This window comes from Pseudomonas sp. 2FG, assembly GCF_005502935.1.
Taxonomy (GTDB): domain Bacteria; phylum Pseudomonadota; class Gammaproteobacteria; order Pseudomonadales; family Pseudomonadaceae; genus Aquipseudomonas.
In genome coordinates this window covers 300,194-315,696 of sequence record NZ_SCMP01000002.1, presented here as the reverse complement: position 1 = coordinate 315,696, position 15,503 = coordinate 300,194, and the positions used below count along the sequence as shown (strand labels likewise).

Annotated in this window: 16 protein-coding genes, 1 tRNA gene and 1 pseudogene; 10 read left to right on the top strand and 8 right to left on the bottom strand. The window is 62.5% G+C overall.

Features of this window, described 5'->3' with window-relative positions; all coding sequences use genetic code 11:
* Positions 1-151: 151 nt before the first annotated feature.
* A tRNA-Arg gene (locus FFS13_RS03340) sits at positions 152-228 on the top strand.
* Between the two features lie 238 nt (positions 229-466).
* Here the strand turns inward: FFS13_RS03340 and FFS13_RS03335 are convergent.
* From FFS13_RS03335 to FFS13_RS03305, 7 genes are all read right to left on the bottom strand, one after another.
* Positions 467-1,207: a sulfite exporter TauE/SafE family protein gene (locus FFS13_RS03335; RefSeq protein ID WP_137817697.1), complete on the bottom strand. Its 741-nt coding sequence runs from the start codon at positions 1,205-1,207 to the stop codon at positions 467-469.
* A 337-nt stretch (positions 1,208-1,544) separates the two neighbouring features.
* Positions 1,545-1,928, bottom strand: a complete 384-nt coding sequence (locus FFS13_RS03330) for a VOC family protein (RefSeq protein WP_137817696.1) — start codon at positions 1,926-1,928, stop codon at positions 1,545-1,547.
* Between the two features lie 83 nt (positions 1,929-2,011).
* The gene (locus tag FFS13_RS03325) at positions 2,012-3,124 is read right to left on the bottom strand and encodes an S-(hydroxymethyl)glutathione dehydrogenase/class III alcohol dehydrogenase (RefSeq protein WP_137817695.1); all 1,113 of its coding nucleotides are present in this window, start codon (positions 3,122-3,124) and stop codon (positions 2,012-2,014) included.
* A gap of 239 nt (positions 3,125-3,363) precedes the next feature.
* Positions 3,364-3,726, bottom strand: a complete 363-nt coding sequence (locus tag FFS13_RS03320; protein WP_137817694.1) for a DoxX family protein — start codon at positions 3,724-3,726, stop codon at positions 3,364-3,366.
* The gene (locus tag FFS13_RS03315) at positions 3,726-4,676 is read right to left on the bottom strand and encodes an ABC transporter substrate-binding protein (protein ID WP_137817693.1); all 951 of its coding nucleotides are present in this window, start codon (positions 4,674-4,676) and stop codon (positions 3,726-3,728) included. The genes FFS13_RS03320 and FFS13_RS03315 overlap by 1 nt, the downstream gene beginning before the upstream one ends.
* Before the next feature lie 44 nt (positions 4,677-4,720).
* Positions 4,721-5,674, bottom strand: coding sequence for a PDR/VanB family oxidoreductase (locus tag FFS13_RS03310; protein ID WP_137817692.1), 954 nt, complete (start codon positions 5,672-5,674; stop codon positions 4,721-4,723).
* Positions 5,671-6,705: an aromatic ring-hydroxylating dioxygenase subunit alpha gene (locus FFS13_RS03305; protein ID WP_171006405.1), complete on the bottom strand. Its 1,035-nt coding sequence runs from the start codon at positions 6,703-6,705 to the stop codon at positions 5,671-5,673. Before FFS13_RS03305 ends, FFS13_RS03310 begins: the two co-directional genes overlap by 4 nt.
* 195 nt (positions 6,706-6,900) lie before the next feature.
* Here FFS13_RS03305 and FFS13_RS03300 point away from each other — a divergent pair, with 195 nt between their 5' ends.
* The 3 genes from FFS13_RS03300 (at position 6,901) to FFS13_RS03290 (ending at position 9,245) form a co-directional block, all read left to right on the top strand.
* Positions 6,901-8,016, top strand: coding sequence for an alcohol dehydrogenase catalytic domain-containing protein (locus FFS13_RS03300; protein ID WP_137817690.1), 1,116 nt, complete (start codon positions 6,901-6,903; stop codon positions 8,014-8,016).
* A gap of 164 nt (positions 8,017-8,180) precedes the next feature.
* Positions 8,181-8,540, top strand: coding sequence for a DoxX family protein (locus tag FFS13_RS03295; protein WP_137817689.1), 360 nt, complete (start codon positions 8,181-8,183; stop codon positions 8,538-8,540).
* Between the two features lie 123 nt (positions 8,541-8,663).
* Positions 8,664-9,245 (top strand): TetR/AcrR family transcriptional regulator, encoded by a 582-nt coding sequence (locus tag FFS13_RS03290; RefSeq protein ID WP_218568593.1) that lies wholly within the window; start codon positions 8,664-8,666, stop codon positions 9,243-9,245.
* 123 nt (positions 9,246-9,368) lie between these two features.
* On the opposite strand, the gene FFS13_RS03285 is transcribed toward FFS13_RS03290, so the two are convergent.
* Positions 9,369-10,391, bottom strand: coding sequence for an amidohydrolase family protein (locus tag FFS13_RS03285; RefSeq protein ID WP_137817687.1), 1,023 nt, complete (start codon positions 10,389-10,391; stop codon positions 9,369-9,371).
* Positions 10,392-10,784: 393 nt separating this feature from the next.
* Between FFS13_RS03285 and FFS13_RS03280 the strand changes: the two genes are divergently transcribed.
* From FFS13_RS03280 to FFS13_RS03255, 6 genes and pseudogenes are all read left to right on the top strand, one after another.
* On the top strand, positions 10,785-11,081 hold the full coding sequence (locus tag FFS13_RS03280) for a DUF3861 domain-containing protein (RefSeq protein WP_218568591.1): 297 nt from the start codon (positions 10,785-10,787) through the stop codon (positions 11,079-11,081).
* Between the two features lie 155 nt (positions 11,082-11,236).
* On the top strand, positions 11,237-11,926 hold the full coding sequence (locus tag FFS13_RS03275) for a 4-carboxy-4-hydroxy-2-oxoadipate aldolase/oxaloacetate decarboxylase (protein WP_137817685.1): 690 nt from the start codon (positions 11,237-11,239) through the stop codon (positions 11,924-11,926).
* A 151-nt stretch (positions 11,927-12,077) separates the two neighbouring features.
* Positions 12,078-12,491 carry a DoxX family protein gene (locus FFS13_RS03270; RefSeq protein WP_137817684.1) on the top strand — a complete coding sequence of 138 codons (414 nt, stop codon included), beginning with the start codon at positions 12,078-12,080 and terminating at the stop codon, positions 12,489-12,491.
* Positions 12,492-12,521: 30 nt separating this feature from the next.
* Positions 12,522-12,944 (top strand): annotated as a pseudogene (locus tag FFS13_RS03265) (NAD(P)(+) transhydrogenase (Re/Si-specific) subunit alpha); the annotation flags it as partial.
* Positions 12,945-13,308: 364 nt separating this feature from the next.
* On the top strand, positions 13,309-13,725 hold the full coding sequence (locus FFS13_RS03260) for a heme-binding protein (RefSeq protein WP_137817683.1): 417 nt from the start codon (positions 13,309-13,311) through the stop codon (positions 13,723-13,725).
* Positions 13,726-13,847: 122 nt separating this feature from the next.
* Positions 13,848-15,491: a DUF1302 domain-containing protein gene (locus FFS13_RS03255; protein WP_137817682.1), complete on the top strand. Its 1,644-nt coding sequence runs from the start codon at positions 13,848-13,850 to the stop codon at positions 15,489-15,491.
* The last annotated feature ends 12 nt before the right edge of the window (positions 15,492-15,503 follow it).

Sequence of the window (15,503 nt, the reverse complement as noted above, 5' to 3'; positions counted from 1 at the left end):
ATAGCCTGTTCGAAAAAATTAACGAAAACTCATTAAGAGTGACGCTTTTCTGATCATTGACTGGCCAGCCTAGTACTTTCGTTCAATATCACGAACAAGTCTACCTGGCATGGACGCCTGCCACCGAGATGCGTATCATGGCGCCCGCATCGCACCAGTAGCTCAGCTGGATAGAGTACTGCCCTCCGAAGGCAGGGGTCGTGGGTTCGAATCCCGCCTGGTGCACCAAATACGACAAGGGCTTAGGTGAAAACCTAGGCCCTTTGTTTTTGTGTTGTGCCAATTCTGTGCCTAATCCGTGCCGCCTCTGTGCCAGGAGCGAGTGGGCACCAAGCCTGCGTGATCACTGCTCTCAAATCGGCCGAACTCTAGTTTAGAACTGTCGGAAAGCCGGGATGACCTCACAGCAGCGACTCAGGATCTGAGGGCGGCTGGATGTTCAAGTGCTCTCGTTGCCTGTGTTTAATCACCAGTTCTGAATCATCAGTTGAGTGCCTGTAAGGAGTAGACCCAGTCGTGCGATGCGATAGAACCACGTCTGATTGACCTTGCCTTGCAGCCAACCCCCGAGCCATACCCCGAGCACTACCACTGGCCCCAGTGCCATGCTGGTGAGGAGGCTTTCCTGAGTGAATTGCCCAAGCAAGGTGTAGGGAATCAACTTCATCGCATTGATCAGCAGGAAGAACACATTGCAGGTGGCTATGAAGCGCACCTTTTCCATCTGCTGGGGGAGCAGGTACATCATCACCGGAGGCCCGCCGGCATGGGCCACGAAGCTGGTGAAACCGGATGCTCCAGAGAGCAGTGCACCCTTGAGGCGTTTGGGCTCTTCTGACCCTGTATTGTTCTGTCCGGTGATCAAACCGAGCAGAAAGAACACGATTGCAATGACGCCGATAATCATGCCGATCAGATGCTCGCTGAGCATCCCGAATGTCAGGCTGCCAACCAGAATGCCGACGATGGCCCCAGGTAGCATGATCTTGAGGTTGGCAACGTCCCACTTTCGATAGTAACGCTGCAGTCCTGTGAAGTCGGCCATGCATAGCACCGGAAGCACGACAGCTGCCGCGTGGGTTGGCGGCATTACGAGTGCGAGCAGCGGCACCGCAAGGCCACCCAGGGCTCCGCCGAAACCGCCCTTGGATATGCCAATCAGCAGCGCTGCAGGCATTGCGAATGCAAGAATGCCTAGATGGGGCATAAGTCATTATCCACTGCGGTTGTGCCCGCTACCGGGACAAGCTGCGATGCCTTGCCAACACAACGTCTCCTGCACAACAGGCCGGATATAAGACTGCTCCTACCTACACGCCAGCATGATTACCGATTGAGTTCCGGGAGGCGTCCATATAAGAGTTTCCCTTGAGCAGAGAAACTACCTCCGAGAACTTCGGCGCAAAGCCGCAATAAGATGGTAGGGAAGGTCGGTTGGAAGTTGTGAAGAAGAGCTGCGCTCGCATCGGTAGATAAGAGCGCTGCTCCTTATTCGGATTACTTCAAGCGAACCGAATCACTCGAATAGTCCCTGCCTAGATTAATTAGGCTGGTTGGAAGCAATAAACAGCCAACTTATTGCCATCGAGGTCTCGGGTATAGGCGGCATAGGCATTGGGTGCCCAGCCTCGCGGCCCCGGCTGCCCCTCGTCCTTGGCCCCCAATGCCAGAGCAGCCTCGTGGAACGCATGAACAGCAGCACGACTCGGCGCTTGGAAGCTGACAGTAACGCCATTGCCTACAGTAGCCGGCGCACCATCTGCGGGTTTGAGGACGAAAAACGCAGGGGAGTCATAACCCCAGATCGAACCATTTTCATTCAGGTCAGCGATACGTTTGTAATCCAACTCTTCCAGCACTTTGTCGTAGAACTCGCGGGCCTGAGAGAGGTTGTTGGTGCCAACGGTAACGTGCGTATAGATAGACATTATTTTTCTCGGTTTAGTGAATGGCGGGCACGCGCCCAATAGTTACGGGCCGACACTGGCAATTGCTGCGTCGGCACGCAAAGTCAGAAATGAATGACAGTTCGGATACTTTGCCCGGCGTGCATCAAATCGAATGCATCGTTGATGCGCTCCAACCCCATGGTGTGGGTGATAAACGTATCGAGTGGAATCTCACCCTTCTGCGCCTTCTCTACATAGCCGGGCAGTTCGGTGCGCCCCTTTACGCCGCCGAAGGCACTGCCGCGCCAGACGCGACCGGTGACCAATTGAAAGGGCCGAGTGCTGATCTCGGCACCCGCGGGTGCCACGCCGATGATGGTCGACTCGCCCCAACCCTTGTGACAGCACTCCAGGGCCGCGCGCATCAGGTGCACGTTGCCGATGCACTCGAAGCTGTAGTCCACACCACCGTCGGTCAACTCGATGATTACGTCCTGGATGGGGCGGGCGTGGTCTTTCGGGTTGAGAAACTCGGTGGCACCCAATTCGCGCGCCACCTCGAACTTTGCCGGGTTGATGTCGATGGCGATGATGCGTGACGCCTTGGCCATTTTGGCGCCGATAATCGCCGCCAAACCGATGCCGCCCAGCCCGAAGATCGCCACAGTGGCACCCTCGCTCACTTTGGCGGTGTTGAGCACCGCACCGATGCCAGTGGTCACCCCGCAACCGAGCAGGCAGACCTTATCCAGCGGCGCCTCCTTGGGGATCTTGGCCAGGGAAATTTCCGGGAGCACGGTGTATTCGGAAAAGGTCGAACAACCCATGTAGTGATAGATCGGCGTGCCCTTGTAGGAGAAGCGCGTCGTTCCGTCCGGCATCAAGCCCTTGCCCTGGGTGGCGCGCACCGCCTGACACAGGTTGGTCTTGCCCGAGGTACAGAACTTGCACTGGCGGCATTCGGCCGTGTACAGGGGAATGACGTGGTCGCCCACTTGCAGCGAGGTGACGCCCTCACCGACCGCTTCGACAATGCCCCCGCCTTCGTGGCCGAGGACGCAGGGGAACACGCCCTCGCTGTCTTGTCCGGAGAGCGTATAAGCGTCGGTGTGGCAGACACCGGTGGCAACGATGCGCACCAGAACCTCGCCTGCCTGGGGTGGCGCCACGTCGATCTCGACGATCTCCAGCGGTTGGTTAGGCGCGAACGCGACGGCGGCGCGTGACTTGATCATGAGCAACTCCCTGATATGAAGGGCAGCTTGTGTGAGTTGAAAAACTGCCTGGGCCCCGTGGCCAGGTCACCGAGCGAGGGCCTGCTGCCGCTCCGACAGCCGGCACCTGGCCGCACAGGCCACTATTGATCCGGCCCGCTGAAGTTTGAACTTTCAGCCGGCAGTCCGCAGTCGTAGGGTGGGTTAGCCGCGTAGCGGCGTAACCCACCCTACGGAAATCAAGACATTAAAGGGCCGGATCAATAGCCGGCTACCGACAGCAGCGCCGCGATGGCCCAGAAAACCATGAATTCGGGGCCTTGCTTCTGCCAGCGCCAGTTGAAGCCGTTGATCTTCAGCACCGCATAACTGGCCCCAGCGAGCACGCCCGCGGCGAGAGCGGCAGCGACCTCGGGATAGATGTTGAACACCAGGCCCAGGCCGGCGAGCACTTCGACGACGATGGTCAGCACCACGAAGGCCCGCGCCGGGTGCAAGCCGGCCTTGGCGAAGGTCTGCGAGGCCGGCCCGAGGTTGCGGACCTTGCCGATGCAGTGGGGTAGAAACCAGACGCCGCACAGCACGCGCAGCACGGCCAGGGGATCAAGACTCAGCGCCTCCATCACACGGCCTCCCCAGCGTTCACGGCCTGCGCTGCACGTTGCGCCCAGCGGCCGTCCCAGCCCCGACGGGCGCTGTCCTGCGCGGCGGCGTCGAGCAGCCCCGCCTTGACCATCAGCTCCAGCGACTTGTCCAACGCGGCGGACGGGATCTCCAGCGAGCGGGCAAACGCCGACTTGTCACGCATGTAGTCGAGCGCCCGCTTCGCGTAGGCCGCGTCCGACTGGGTCACCTCCATCATGATGGGCAACAGCGTCGCGTCGTTCATCTCGTCGTAGACAAGCGCGGTGGCCTCGGCCAGCGCGCGCAGCAGGGCCAGCACCGCGACCTCGTGGGCCTGCACCCACTCCAGCCGACCGAGCATGGCGGTGAAGGCGATCTCGGGCAGGTAGTCGCTGACCTCGCCGAGGTCGCTGTAGCCCGCATCGATGGCCAGGAAATTGAACGGCGGCGGCTGCACGGCGGCATCGATGCTGCCGTCCTGCAGCGCCTTCCAGCGCGCCTGGTGCACGCCTGCCAGGGAGAACGAATAGTCCTCCGGGTACTGCAGCCCGTGTTGGGCCAGCATCTCGCGCGTGTAGATGGCCGTGCCTTCGGTGAGCGACGAGGTGCCGAGCACGGCGCCCTTCAGGTCCTCGATGCGCTCGATGCCCGCGCGCGCCACCAAAGTGAGCGGCAGGCAGTTGCAGTTGGCAGCGATCAGCCTCAGATTGCCGCCAGCGGCAGCGTCGGCCAGCACACCTTCAGGTGGCGAGATGGCCAGATCGGCCTCGCCCGTGCGTACGGCGGCGGTTGCCTTGTCCACGCTGCCCAGGCGGCAGAGTTCCACCTCAAGGCCATGGCGTTTGAAGATGCCGCGCTCACGCGCCACGAACACGGGGAGCCAGTTGAAGCCGAGGGCTCCTCCGGCCAGCTTGATGGGGGTGAGAGGGTGGGTGGATGGGTGGGTCATGAAATCGTTCCTGTGGTTCGGTTCGATGGACGAAAGGGGGTAGCTCAGAGATCGAGCACCAGCAGCTGCGAGCGCGCTCTGGAGCAGCACGGGGTGAAGCAGTCGTTGGCCGCTCGCTCCTGGTCGGTGAGGTAGCTGTCGCGGTGGTCGGGCTGACCTTGGAGCACGCGGGTGACGCAGGTGCCGCAAACACCCTGTTCGCAAGACACAGGCACTTCGATACCGTGCTCGTTCAGCACCTCGATCACGTTGCGCTCGGCCGGCACCGTGTGAATGGCGCCGCCACGGCCGATCTGGATCTGGAACGCCCCGTCCTCCGCGTCCTGGACGCGGGCGGGCGCGGCAAAGTACTCGCGGTGCAGCTGTGCTTCGGGCCAGCCGGCCTCACGCGCGCCCTGCAGCACCCAGTCCATGAAGCCGCCGGGGCCGCAGACATAGACCTGGGTGCCTGGCGTGACCGGACCCAGGGCCTGAGCCAGCACCAGCTTCTGCTCGGGCGCGCCATCGTCCAGATGGAAGTGCACATGCGCGGCCAGCGGTTCTTGGCGCAGCCGTTCTTCGAACGCCATGCGCGCGGCCGAGCGGGCCCCGTAGTGCAAGACGAAGTCCGCGCCGCGGGCCGCCAGATGCTCGGCCATCGCCAGCAAGGGGGTGATGCCGATACCGCCGGCCAGCAGCACCGAGCCTTGTGCGTCGCCCTGCAGCGGGAAATGGTTGCGCGGGGCACCAATGCGCAGTCGATCGCCGACCTGCAGCCTGTGCACCGCCGCCGAACCGCCGCGCGAGGCCGGCTCCAGCAGCACCGCGATCAGGTAGCGGCCGAGCTGCTCCGCCCCCGGGCACAGCGAATACTGGCGGATCAGGCCGTTGGGCAAATGCACATCGATGTGCGCTCCGGGCTCGAAGGGCGGCAGCGGCGAGCCGTCCACGGCCGTCAGCTCGAAGCTGCAGATGTCCTCGGCTTCGCTGCGCCGCTGGCTGACCAGTACCTCGATCATGACATCACCTGCTGGTCGATCAGTTGGCGCAACACTCGCCGTGCGCGCAAGGCGGCTGAATCGGTGGGCAGCAGCACCGGCTTGAGTTCGTCCAGCTGGCGGCCCGCCATGTGGCGTGACTGGGCTTCGATCATCGGCTCGTCTTCCGTTTCAAAGGCCTCCTGCAGGCTGGCCTGAAGTTGCACTGAGAGTTCTTGGTTGCCGATCTGGAAGTCGCGTGCCCACTTCCAGAACAGGTGGCTGGTGTGCTCGGTCTCGGGTGTTAACAGGTGCGCCTGATAGGAACTAGGCCCTTCTGCAGCCGGTCGGCCCGGCCGTGTGACGCCGATGTCCAGGCGGATGGTGGATGGCGCTTCCCAGATAACCACAGACAGGTGATCGACGTTCGTCGGCGCACCCTCGCCGTAAGCCAGGGCGAACAGCCCGCTGATGGGCTCACTCGGACGCCAGTTGCGCGCCACCACCGTATTGCCCTGCTGCTCCATCGAGTACTGGGTGCGCCGGTTGAAACCCTCGGTGGCGAGGTAGGGGTGAAGGAACTCGGCGTGGCTCAGGTCGAGCAGGTTATCGATCACCAGCTCAAAGTTGGCGCGCACGTGGATGTAGCCCTGAACGCTGGTATGGCGCTGCGTGTCATCGAATTCAGACCAGCGGCGGATTGTCGTTTCGTCGGCAGGCGCGTCGCCCCACCACAGCCACACGATGCCGTCGCGCTCGGCCAGCGGATAGCTGCGCACGCAGGCCGCCTTGGGAATCTTGCCCTCGCCGATCGGGTTGTGTACGCAGGCACCTTGAGGGTCGAAGCGAAGGCCGTGGTAGGGGCAGCGCAGGTCGTCGCCGAACACCTGGCCCTGGTGCAGCGGCGCGAAACGGTGCGGACAGCGGTCATGTAGGGCCACCGCGCGGCCTGACGCACCGCGGTACAAGGCCATCGGTTCTCCGAGCAGGGTGCGCAGCAACGGCGTGGTGCTCAGCTCGTCGCTGAAGGCGGCTGCATACCAAGTATTGGACAGATAGACGGGAGCGGTCATCGCGTTTGTCTCCTTATTTTTATGCACAAAACCAATGTTCATGCACGATATATCATAAAATACATGCCGTGGAAATGCATCTTGCGCGGGATCGGCATGCCTTGTAGTATTCGCATACCAAATGGAATGTCAATTATTTTTCGCTTTCCATTGCCCGGCCCTCGGCCCCCAAAACAACAAGCAAGGAGACACCCCATGAGCCTCCCAACGATGCGCGCCGCCCGCATGCACGCGGTTGGTACCCCGATGACGATCGATACTGTGCCGCGCCCTGCACCACAGGCCACCGACGTTCTGGTACAGGTTCAGGCCTGCGGCATGGTGCCCAACCTGGGCAATGTGCTGGCCAACTGGCCGACCTGGTGTCCGCACTTGCCGCAGCCCGAGCTGCCGGCGGTCTTCGGCCTCGACCCGGCCGGCGTGATCGTCGAAGTCGGCTCGCAAGTGGTCGGCCTCAAGCCGGGCGACCGGGTCTACGTGAGCCCGGTGCGTGCCTGCGGCTCGTGCCCGGCCTGCCTGTCGGACAACCGCGTGGCCTGCGAGTACTTCGTGTTCAACGGCTACTTCGGTTTCTCCAAGGACAAGTCGCAAACCATCTACGACCTCTATCCGCACGGTGGCTTTTGTGAATACCTGGCGGCGCCGCAGCACGCCATCGTCAAGCTGGCCGACAACATCTCGTTCGAAGAAGCGGCTCGGCTCGGCTACCTGGGCACCGGCTACGCGGCGCTGCGCAAGTGCGGACCCCTGGCCGGCAAGTCGCTGATCATCAATGGCATCTCGGGCACCCTGGGGCTGGGCATCACGCTGTTCGCCCTGGCCATGGGCGCGAGCCGCATCCTCGGTACCGGGCGCAATCGCGCGCTGCTCGAGCGCGTGAAGGCCCTGGCACCGCAGCGTATCGAGGTGTTCTCCACCGACGACGGCTCGATCGCTCAGTGGGCCCGCAGCCGCACCGGCGGTCGCGGCGCGCATTTCATGGTGGATGCACTGGGCGCGGCCGTCTCGCTGGAGGTGTTCGATGACGCCATGCACGGCGTGGCACGCGGCGGCACGATCGTCAACGTGGGTGGCACGGTCGGCAAACTGCCGATCGATATGAAGTGGCTGATGGACAACTCGATGAAGCTCATCGGCTCGGCCTGGTTCACCTCAACCGAGGGCTACGACATGGTCGAGATGATCCGCTCGAAGACCATCGATCTGTCCATCCTCGAACACGAAGTCGCGCGCCTGGACGACATCAACCAGGCTATCTCTGGCATCGGCGCCCGCCACGGCGGCTTCAGCAACTATGTGATCGTGCCCTGAGCCTGGAGATTCCCGACGCGGCTTTCGACAAGTCGATCGAACTGATGGCCAAGGCCGACCTGCTCAGCCCAGACGCCAAGCACGACGCCAAAGCCGTTGCCGATGACACCCGGGTGCAGCGCGCGCTGCAAGCATTCAGCATTAGTATGTGAGGGAAACAGACCATGGTATTAGCATCGATTGACCCGTTCGCCGTACTGCGCATCCTGTGCGGCATCTGGTTCCTCCCCCATTGCATCGGCAAGATTCAAAACTTCGCTCCCGCTTCGCTGACGTTCGCGAAAGTCGGTCTGCGTCCTGGCCGTGCATTCGTCGCCATCACCATCGCCCTGGAGCTGCTGGCAGGTATCGGGCTGGTGTTCGGTATCCAGGAGAAGCTCGCCGCTGCGCTGGCGGTCGTCGTTCTCATGGGGGCGAGCTATGCCGTGCTCAGGATCAACGGCTTCAACTGGCGCTGGCAGAAGCAAGGCCCGGAATACATGCTGTTTTGGGCGACGGCCTGCGTCCTTTCGGTACTGGGTTGAAATGATTAAGATGCGCCGGGTGCCAGTCGCCTGGCGCGAATTCCCGCGCTGCGGCGTGCGGTATCTATGTGCAATCCAAGGAGGAAGCGGGTGGCTCGCCTATCCAGAGAAGAAAGCCGTGCGGTGACTAGGGCGAAACTGCTGGAGTCGGCGCGCGCAGTGGTGGCGCGCGAAGGCTACGAGAGCGCCTCCGTAGATCGCATCGCCGAGGAGGCTGGTTTCAGCAAGGGCGCCTTTTACTCCAATTTCAACGGCAAGGAAGAGATCATCCTCGAGTTGCTGGAGGCTCATTCGCTGCAGGACGTGACGGAAATCGCCGAGCTGATCGGCGATGTGACGGACCCCCAGGCGATGATCGAGATCATCAGCGACTGGGCGTTGAACCGTTCGACCGATCCCAGTTGGGGCCTGCTCGCGCTCGAGCTGTTCCGCCGCGCGCGCCGCGACGCGACCTTCGGCGAGCGCCACGCCACCCTGTTCCGGGCGCAATGGCAGCGTCTCGGTGAGATCCTGTTGCGGATGTTTCCAGAGGGCGCCGCTCCCGCAGATCCAGAAACCCTGGGTGGTATCGTCTTCGAGCTGACCTATGGTGCGGCCGCGAGTTTCAAGGCCGGGCCGACCGCAGGCGACCTGGTCAGGCTTGCCCTGAGCGCGATGCTGCATGCCTATGGTGAGCAGCCGCAGGGCGCTAAGCACTCCTCGTAACGGGTAGCCATTGCAGGGGCGGACCCATCACCTGCCGGACGATCCGCCCGGCAAGGCACACTCCAATGGCGCTTCGGTCACTGCCGAGGCGCCATTTCCGTTTCCGCATTGACCGGCGCCGGGCTAGAGCCCGCGGGCTTTGAGCTGCGCATCCAGGCGTGGATAGACCCGCCGCGCATTGGCTTCGAAGACTCGGTGCTTGTCCTGCGGCGAGATGGCGAGCGCATCGATATAGCGCCGAGTGTCGTCGAAATGATGTCCGGTCTCGGGATCGAGGCCGCGCACCGCACCGATCATCTCCGAGCCGAACAGGATGTTGTCGATGTCGATCACCTCGAACAGCAGATCGATGCCCGGCTGGTGGTAGACGCAGGTGTCGAAGAACAGGTTCTGCATCAGGTGGCGCGCCAGGGGTGGCTTGCTCAGCATGTCGGCGAGCCCGCGGTAGCGGCCCCAGTGATAGGGCACGGCCCCGCCGCCGTGGGGAATGATCAAGCGCAGCTGCGGAAAGTCGCTGAACAGATCGCCCTGCAGCAACTGCATGAAGGCCGTAGTGTCGGCGTTGATGTAGTGCGCGCCCGTGGTGTGGAAGCACGCGTTGCACGAGCCGGAAACGTGGATCATCGCCGGCACATCGAGTTCGATCATCTTCTCGAAGAAGGGATACCAGGCGCGGTCGGTCAGTGGCGGCGCGGTCCAGTGGCCTCCCGATGGGTCGGGGTTGAGGTTGCAACCGACGAAGCCCAGTTCCTTGACGCAGCGCTCCAACTCGTGGATCGAGTGGGCTATGGGTACGCCTGGCGACTGCGGCAACTGGCAGACGCCGAAGAAGTGCTGCGGAAACAGCGCAACGATCCGCGCGATCAGGTCGTTGGAGGCGCGAGTCCAGGCCTGGCTGATGCTCTCGTCGCCGACATGGTGGCCCATGCCGGCGGCACGCGGCGAAAAGACCGTCATGTCGATGCCACGCTGCTGCAGCAGGCGCAGCTGGTTGCCTTCGATCGAGGCGCGGATCTCGTCGTCGCCGATGCCCGGGTAGAGGGGGGGCGCCCCGGTCCGATCCTGGGCGTACCTCACTTGCGCTTCTCGAAAGGCGTGATGCAGCTGCGGTTCGGTCGTGTAGTGGCAGTGGCAGTCGATGATCATGGAAGCTCTCTTCGTCTTGTGGTCGGCAGTTCACGGGACTCTTGCTGTCAGGCGCCCCAGGGCTGCCTCCGCCCTGAAAGACCTGCCCGCCGAGGGCATCACGGGCTAGCGAGATGTTGACATTCGTTGCGGTATTTTAATACTTTAAAGTATCTAGTCGAGAATCGGGATTGTCAACGACCGTGCGCAAGGCGGGCGGAGTGACGCGCGACATGGCCCGTTGCCGGGACTCGATGGATACCGGCATTGCGGCCAAGGGGCGTTCGGATGGTTCGCGCATAGGCCCTCTGGCCGCAGCAGTCCGCGTGGCACTGGTCGCGCGTGCCCGCGCTAACGAAGCGGGTGGGGCGGCACGGCAACATCGATCGATAACAGCAATGGAGTAAGCAGGTGATGAGTCGAGTCCACAGCTACCAAGTTACCCTCGCGCCGCTGCCGCATGAGGGCGGCGCCGAAACCGTACCGGCGCTGGTGTTCACCCACCACAACCATGACGACCTGATGCAGATAGCCGAGCGCGTTCGCCGAGTGAGCGGGCTCGATCCGGACTCGGCCGCCGCCACTGCGGTGGGTTTGAAGCTCCTCGGCGGGGTCATGCTCAGTGAGCGCGACAACCCGCTGTTCGACGTCCTGCGCCAGCCTTTACGCGAATTCATTCAGGAGCTGAAGTCACTGAGCAAGCGCAGCTGACTGCTGGGCACATGACGGCTTCACTCCGAGAGCGGCCGGGATCCGCGCAGATGCAGGCGCAGGCAATGGCCTCGAATAAACATACCTTAAAGCACTTGAATACCTATCGGTATGTTAATACTATCGGCACATGTAGCCAGAAGAGGAATAGTGCAATGGCCATCGTAGTGACGAACGTACGGCGAACGGACGATCGGGTAGTGCTCGGCCTCGGCGAATTGGGTGTGGCCACCGTGCATGAGGCGCAGGGGCGCAGAGGGCTGCTGGCTCCTCACCTGCGGCCTATCTATCGCCCGGCGAAGATCGCCGGCAACGCCCTGACCTGCGAAGTCGCCCCGGGGGACAACTGGATGATCCACGTGGCGGTCGAGCAGGCCCGCCCTGGCGACATCCTGGTCGTGGTGCCGACCTCGCCCTGCGAGGACGGTTATTTCGGCGATCTGCTCGGCGCCGCGCTCAAGGCGCGCGGTGTGAGGGGGTTGGTGATCGAGGCCGGGGTGCGCGATGTCGCCACCCTCACCGAGATGGGCTTCCCGGTCTGGTCGAAGGCGATCTCGGCGCAAGGGACGGTCAAGGAGACCTTGGCCAACGTCCAGGTGCCGGTGGTCTGTGGCGGGGTTCTGATCCATCCGGGCGACGTAATAGTCGCCGATGACGACGGGGTCTGTGTCGTGCCGCATGCCCGGGCCGAGAGCGTGCTGAGCATCGCGCGACTGCGCGAGGCCGACGAAGGCGAAAAGCGCCGTCGCTACGAGGCTGGGGAGCTCAGCCTCGACCTGAACAACATGCGCCCGCGGTTGGCGCAGAAGGGCTTGAAGTATGTCGAATTCGATTCCGAAAGTTAGGGGGCCGAGGCGGGTGGTCAGCGGCGTCCAGGACAGCAAGTCCGTGGTCATCGGTGATGGTCCGCTGCCCAACGCTCACGTCTATCCATCGATTCCCGGTTTCATGGGGCCGCGCTTGTTCAGATTTTCTCAACCTCTCGGAGATGCATCGATGGACGCCTTTAAATCACCACTGATGCTGACCGGTCGCATTCTGCTGGCACTGCTATTCCTCCTGGCAGGGATCGACAAGCTGACGGACATCGCCGGCACCGCTGGCTATATCGCGAACGTCGGGTTACCGGCGGCGACCGCTTTGGCCGTGCTGTCCGGCGCCTTCGAAGTCCTCGCCGCCTTGGCCCTTGCCGTGGGCTGGCAGGCGCGCTGGGCGGCACTCGGCTTGGCGCTGTTCACCGTGCTGACGAACGTCCTGTTCCACAACTACTGGGCGCTACCCGCCGATCAGGTGTACATGGCGCAGATCAAGTTCATGAAGAACCTCTCCATCGTCGGCGGCATGCTGGTCGTCGCCGCGCTCGGCGCGGGGCCGCTGAGCCTGGATGCGCGTCATGCCAATTCACGCTAAGGGGCTCGGGATGACGGCGAGGGCGCTGCGGTGATCATTGGCATTCCACTTGAGACGGTCACGGGCGAAACCCGGGGTGCCGCGACGCCCGAGACTATCAAGAAGCTGGTGAGCCAAGGCCACCAGGTCACCGTGCAAAGTGGAGCCGGCGTCAGCGCCAGCATTCCGGACAGCGCCTATGCCGCCGTCGGCGCAGTCATCGGCAACGATGCCGCGGCCTTCGGCGCCGATCTGGTGCTGAAGGTGCTGGCCCCGAGCGATGCCGAACTGACCCGCATGAAGATCGGCGCGGTGCTGGTCGGCATGCTCAACCCGTTCAGCAACGAGACCATCGCACGCCTGGCCGAGCGCGGCATCATCGCCTTCGCCCTGGAGGCCGCGCCGCGCACCTCCCGTGCGCAGAGCCTCGACGTGCTGTCGTCGCAGGCCAACATCGCCGGCTACAAAGCGGTCGCGTAGCCGGCCCGCTCTGCAGCAGCTGCTCACGCAACATCGATGTCGGCGGGTACGCCGGACGGCTGCTTTCCCTTTGCGCAAGGCGGCCCGATCGGAGCGCTCAAGCCAGCCCTTTCCCACGGGTCAGGGGATACCGCGACGGCATCCCACGGGATCTGTCGTGCTGCGAACTGCACCGGCTGATTGGCCAACGCCACCTCAGTGGCCCTTGTCTCCACAGAGTTGTTTTTTCGCTTGACTTCGAGAGGAAGCGGGAATAGTTTTTGTGCACAAAATAGATTAAAAGGCACAATAGCAAAATGGTGCATAAACCTAAAAGTCGTACGAACCACGTTGCCACCTGCATCAGAGGATCACTGCCATGCGTGTGAAAGCAGAACTCGAATTGAGCGAAGTGGACGGCATGCTGGCCGCGGCGGAGGAGGAAGCGCTACGCAACGGCTGGGCGGTTTCCATCGCGGTGGTCGATGACGGGGGGCATTTGCTGGCTTTCCGCCGGTTGGCCGGCGCCTCTAAATCCTCGGCGCAAATCGCCATCGACAAGGCTCGCTGCTCGGCCATCACGCGCCGGCCCACCCGTTTCTTCGAAGACATGCTGGCAGCCGGGCGCACTGGCGTCGCCTCGTTGGCAGGGGTCATTCCAATGGTGGGTGGACTGCCGGCCCTGTTCGAAGGCCAGACCGTAGGCGGTATCGCCGTCAGCGGCGTGAAAGGGGAGTTCGACGAGCAAATCGCCGAGGCCGGTCTGGCGTTTCTCTACCGATGCGAAGGTCGCTGACCCCCACACCACTCTCCATCTGAACGCACAAAGAGGGATCCAGGCACTCGCACACCCGATCTTCCGTGCTCCGGCACGATGTAGACCAGCTGTAACAACAACAAAAAACAGAAGAGGTTTCCATGAAAACGCAGCAAAAACTCCGGGCACGCCTGGAAACTCCTCCGTACAGGCTCAGCGCCATTGGCGCGGCTGTGGCCCTGTGTACTTCGCTCAATGCCTATGCATTTCAGCTCGACACGGGCGTCCCCGACCTCACGGCGAGCTGGGACAACACCCTCAAGTACAGCAACTCCTTTCGCGTCAAAGGCCGCGAGGACAACATCGCTGGTGATCCGGGTACGCTTAACGGTGACGATGGTGACCGCAACTTCAGCAGCGGCCTGATTTCCAATCGCCTGGATCTGCTCTCCGAACTGGACATCAAGTACCAGGAGGTCGGCGCCCGTATCAGTGGCGCGGCCTGGTACGACACGGTGTACAACGAGGACAACGACAACGACTCGCCGGCCACCGCCAACCAGCTCAGCGTGCCGCACGACCAGTTCACCGAGGACACCGAGAAGCTGCACGGGCGCAAGGGCGAACTGCTCGATGCCTTCGTCTATGGCGCCACCGATATCGGCTCGACTCGTCTGACCGGTCGGCTGGGGCAGTTCAATCAGATCTATGGCGAAAGCCTGTTCTTCGGTGCCAACGGCATCGCCAACGCTCAGTCGACCGTGGACCTGGTCAAGTTGCAGTCGGTGCCCGGCTCGCAGTTCAAGGAAATCCTCATGCCGACCGAGCAGGTCTCGGGCAACTGGCAACTGAGCGACACCGTCAGTGTGGGGGCCTACTACCAGTTCGAGTGGAACAAGAGCCGCCTCCCGGCCGCAGGCAGCTATTTCAGCAACGGCGACTTCGTCGGCGACGGCGCGGAGAGCGTGTTCTTCCCGACCGGCCGGCTGATCCATGGCGAGGACATCGATGCCAAGGACTCCGGGCAATTCGGTGCCCAGGTCAAGTTCAGCATCGAGGACTGGGAATTCGGCCTGTATGCCGCCAAATACCATGACAAAACCCCGATCTTCTACTTCCGCCCGGCAGCACTGATTCCCGGTGCCGACGACAGCTACGTGAATGTCTATGCCGAGGACATCAAGGTCTATGGCGCCAGCTTCAGCACCGTCATGGGTGAGGCCAACGTCGCCGGCGAAGTATCGATGCGTGTCGATACCCCGTTGGCGGCAACCGGAGGGGTGGTACTGACCGGCATGGATGCCGACAACAACTCGAATCCGGCCTACCCGATCGGCAACTCGCTGCATGCCCAGGTGTCGATGGTCAACCTCTATGGCGGTTCCAGCCTGTGGGATGCCGCGGCTTTAGTGGGCGAACTGGCGTTCAACCGTCGCCTGAGCGTCAAGGAAAACGGTGATCACCTCGACCCCAACGCTACCCGCGACGCCTACTCCCTGCGCTTTACCTTCGAACCGCAGTACTTCCAGGTAATGCCCGGAGTCGACCTGCAGGTGCCCATTAACGTCGGCTACACCCCTCACGGTCGCTCGTCGGTGACCCCACTGGCGTTCAGCCCCGAGCATGGTGGCGACTTCACCATCGGTCTCAAGGCCGACTACCAGAAGGCTTGGTACGCCTCGCTCAGCTACACGAACTTCTTTGGCGATGGCGCCCCAATCGTCGACTCCCATAACGCGTACACCTACAAGCAGACCCTCAAGGATAGGGATTTCATCGCCTTCTCGATCCAACGCACCTTCTAGTTCCAGCCTTGT

Coding starts and splice junctions, on each gene's coding strand:
- FFS13_RS03270 (WP_137817684.1), top strand. CDS start 12,078: ATGGACGCCTTTAAATCACCACTGATGCTGACCGGTCGCATTCTGCTG.
- FFS13_RS03330 (WP_137817696.1), bottom strand. CDS start 1,928: ATGTCTATCTATACGCACGTTACCGTTGGCACCAACAACCTCTCTCAG.
- FFS13_RS03335 (WP_137817697.1), bottom strand. CDS start 1,207: ATGCCCCATCTAGGCATTCTTGCATTCGCAATGCCTGCAGCGCTGCTG.
- FFS13_RS03275 (WP_137817685.1), top strand. CDS start 11,237: ATGGCCATCGTAGTGACGAACGTACGGCGAACGGACGATCGGGTAGTG.
- FFS13_RS03315 (WP_137817693.1), bottom strand. CDS start 4,676: ATGACCCACCCATCCACCCACCCTCTCACCCCCATCAAGCTGGCCGGA.
- FFS13_RS03295 (WP_137817689.1), top strand. CDS start 8,181: ATGGTATTAGCATCGATTGACCCGTTCGCCGTACTGCGCATCCTGTGC.
- FFS13_RS03300 (WP_137817690.1), top strand. CDS start 6,901: ATGAGCCTCCCAACGATGCGCGCCGCCCGCATGCACGCGGTTGGTACC.
- FFS13_RS03255 (WP_137817682.1), top strand. CDS start 13,848: ATGAAAACGCAGCAAAAACTCCGGGCACGCCTGGAAACTCCTCCGTAC.
- FFS13_RS03305 (WP_171006405.1), bottom strand. CDS start 6,705: ATGACCGCTCCCGTCTATCTGTCCAATACTTGGTATGCAGCCGCCTTC.
- FFS13_RS03320 (WP_137817694.1), bottom strand. CDS start 3,726: ATGGAGGCGCTGAGTCTTGATCCCCTGGCCGTGCTGCGCGTGCTGTGC.
- FFS13_RS03285 (WP_137817687.1), bottom strand. CDS start 10,391: ATGATCATCGACTGCCACTGCCACTACACGACCGAACCGCAGCTGCAT.
- FFS13_RS03325 (WP_137817695.1), bottom strand. CDS start 3,124: ATGATCAAGTCACGCGCCGCCGTCGCGTTCGCGCCTAACCAACCGCTG.
- FFS13_RS03260 (WP_137817683.1), top strand. CDS start 13,309: ATGCGTGTGAAAGCAGAACTCGAATTGAGCGAAGTGGACGGCATGCTG.
- FFS13_RS03310 (WP_137817692.1), bottom strand. CDS start 5,674: ATGATCGAGGTACTGGTCAGCCAGCGGCGCAGCGAAGCCGAGGACATC.
- FFS13_RS03280 (WP_218568591.1), top strand. CDS start 10,785: ATGAGTCGAGTCCACAGCTACCAAGTTACCCTCGCGCCGCTGCCGCAT.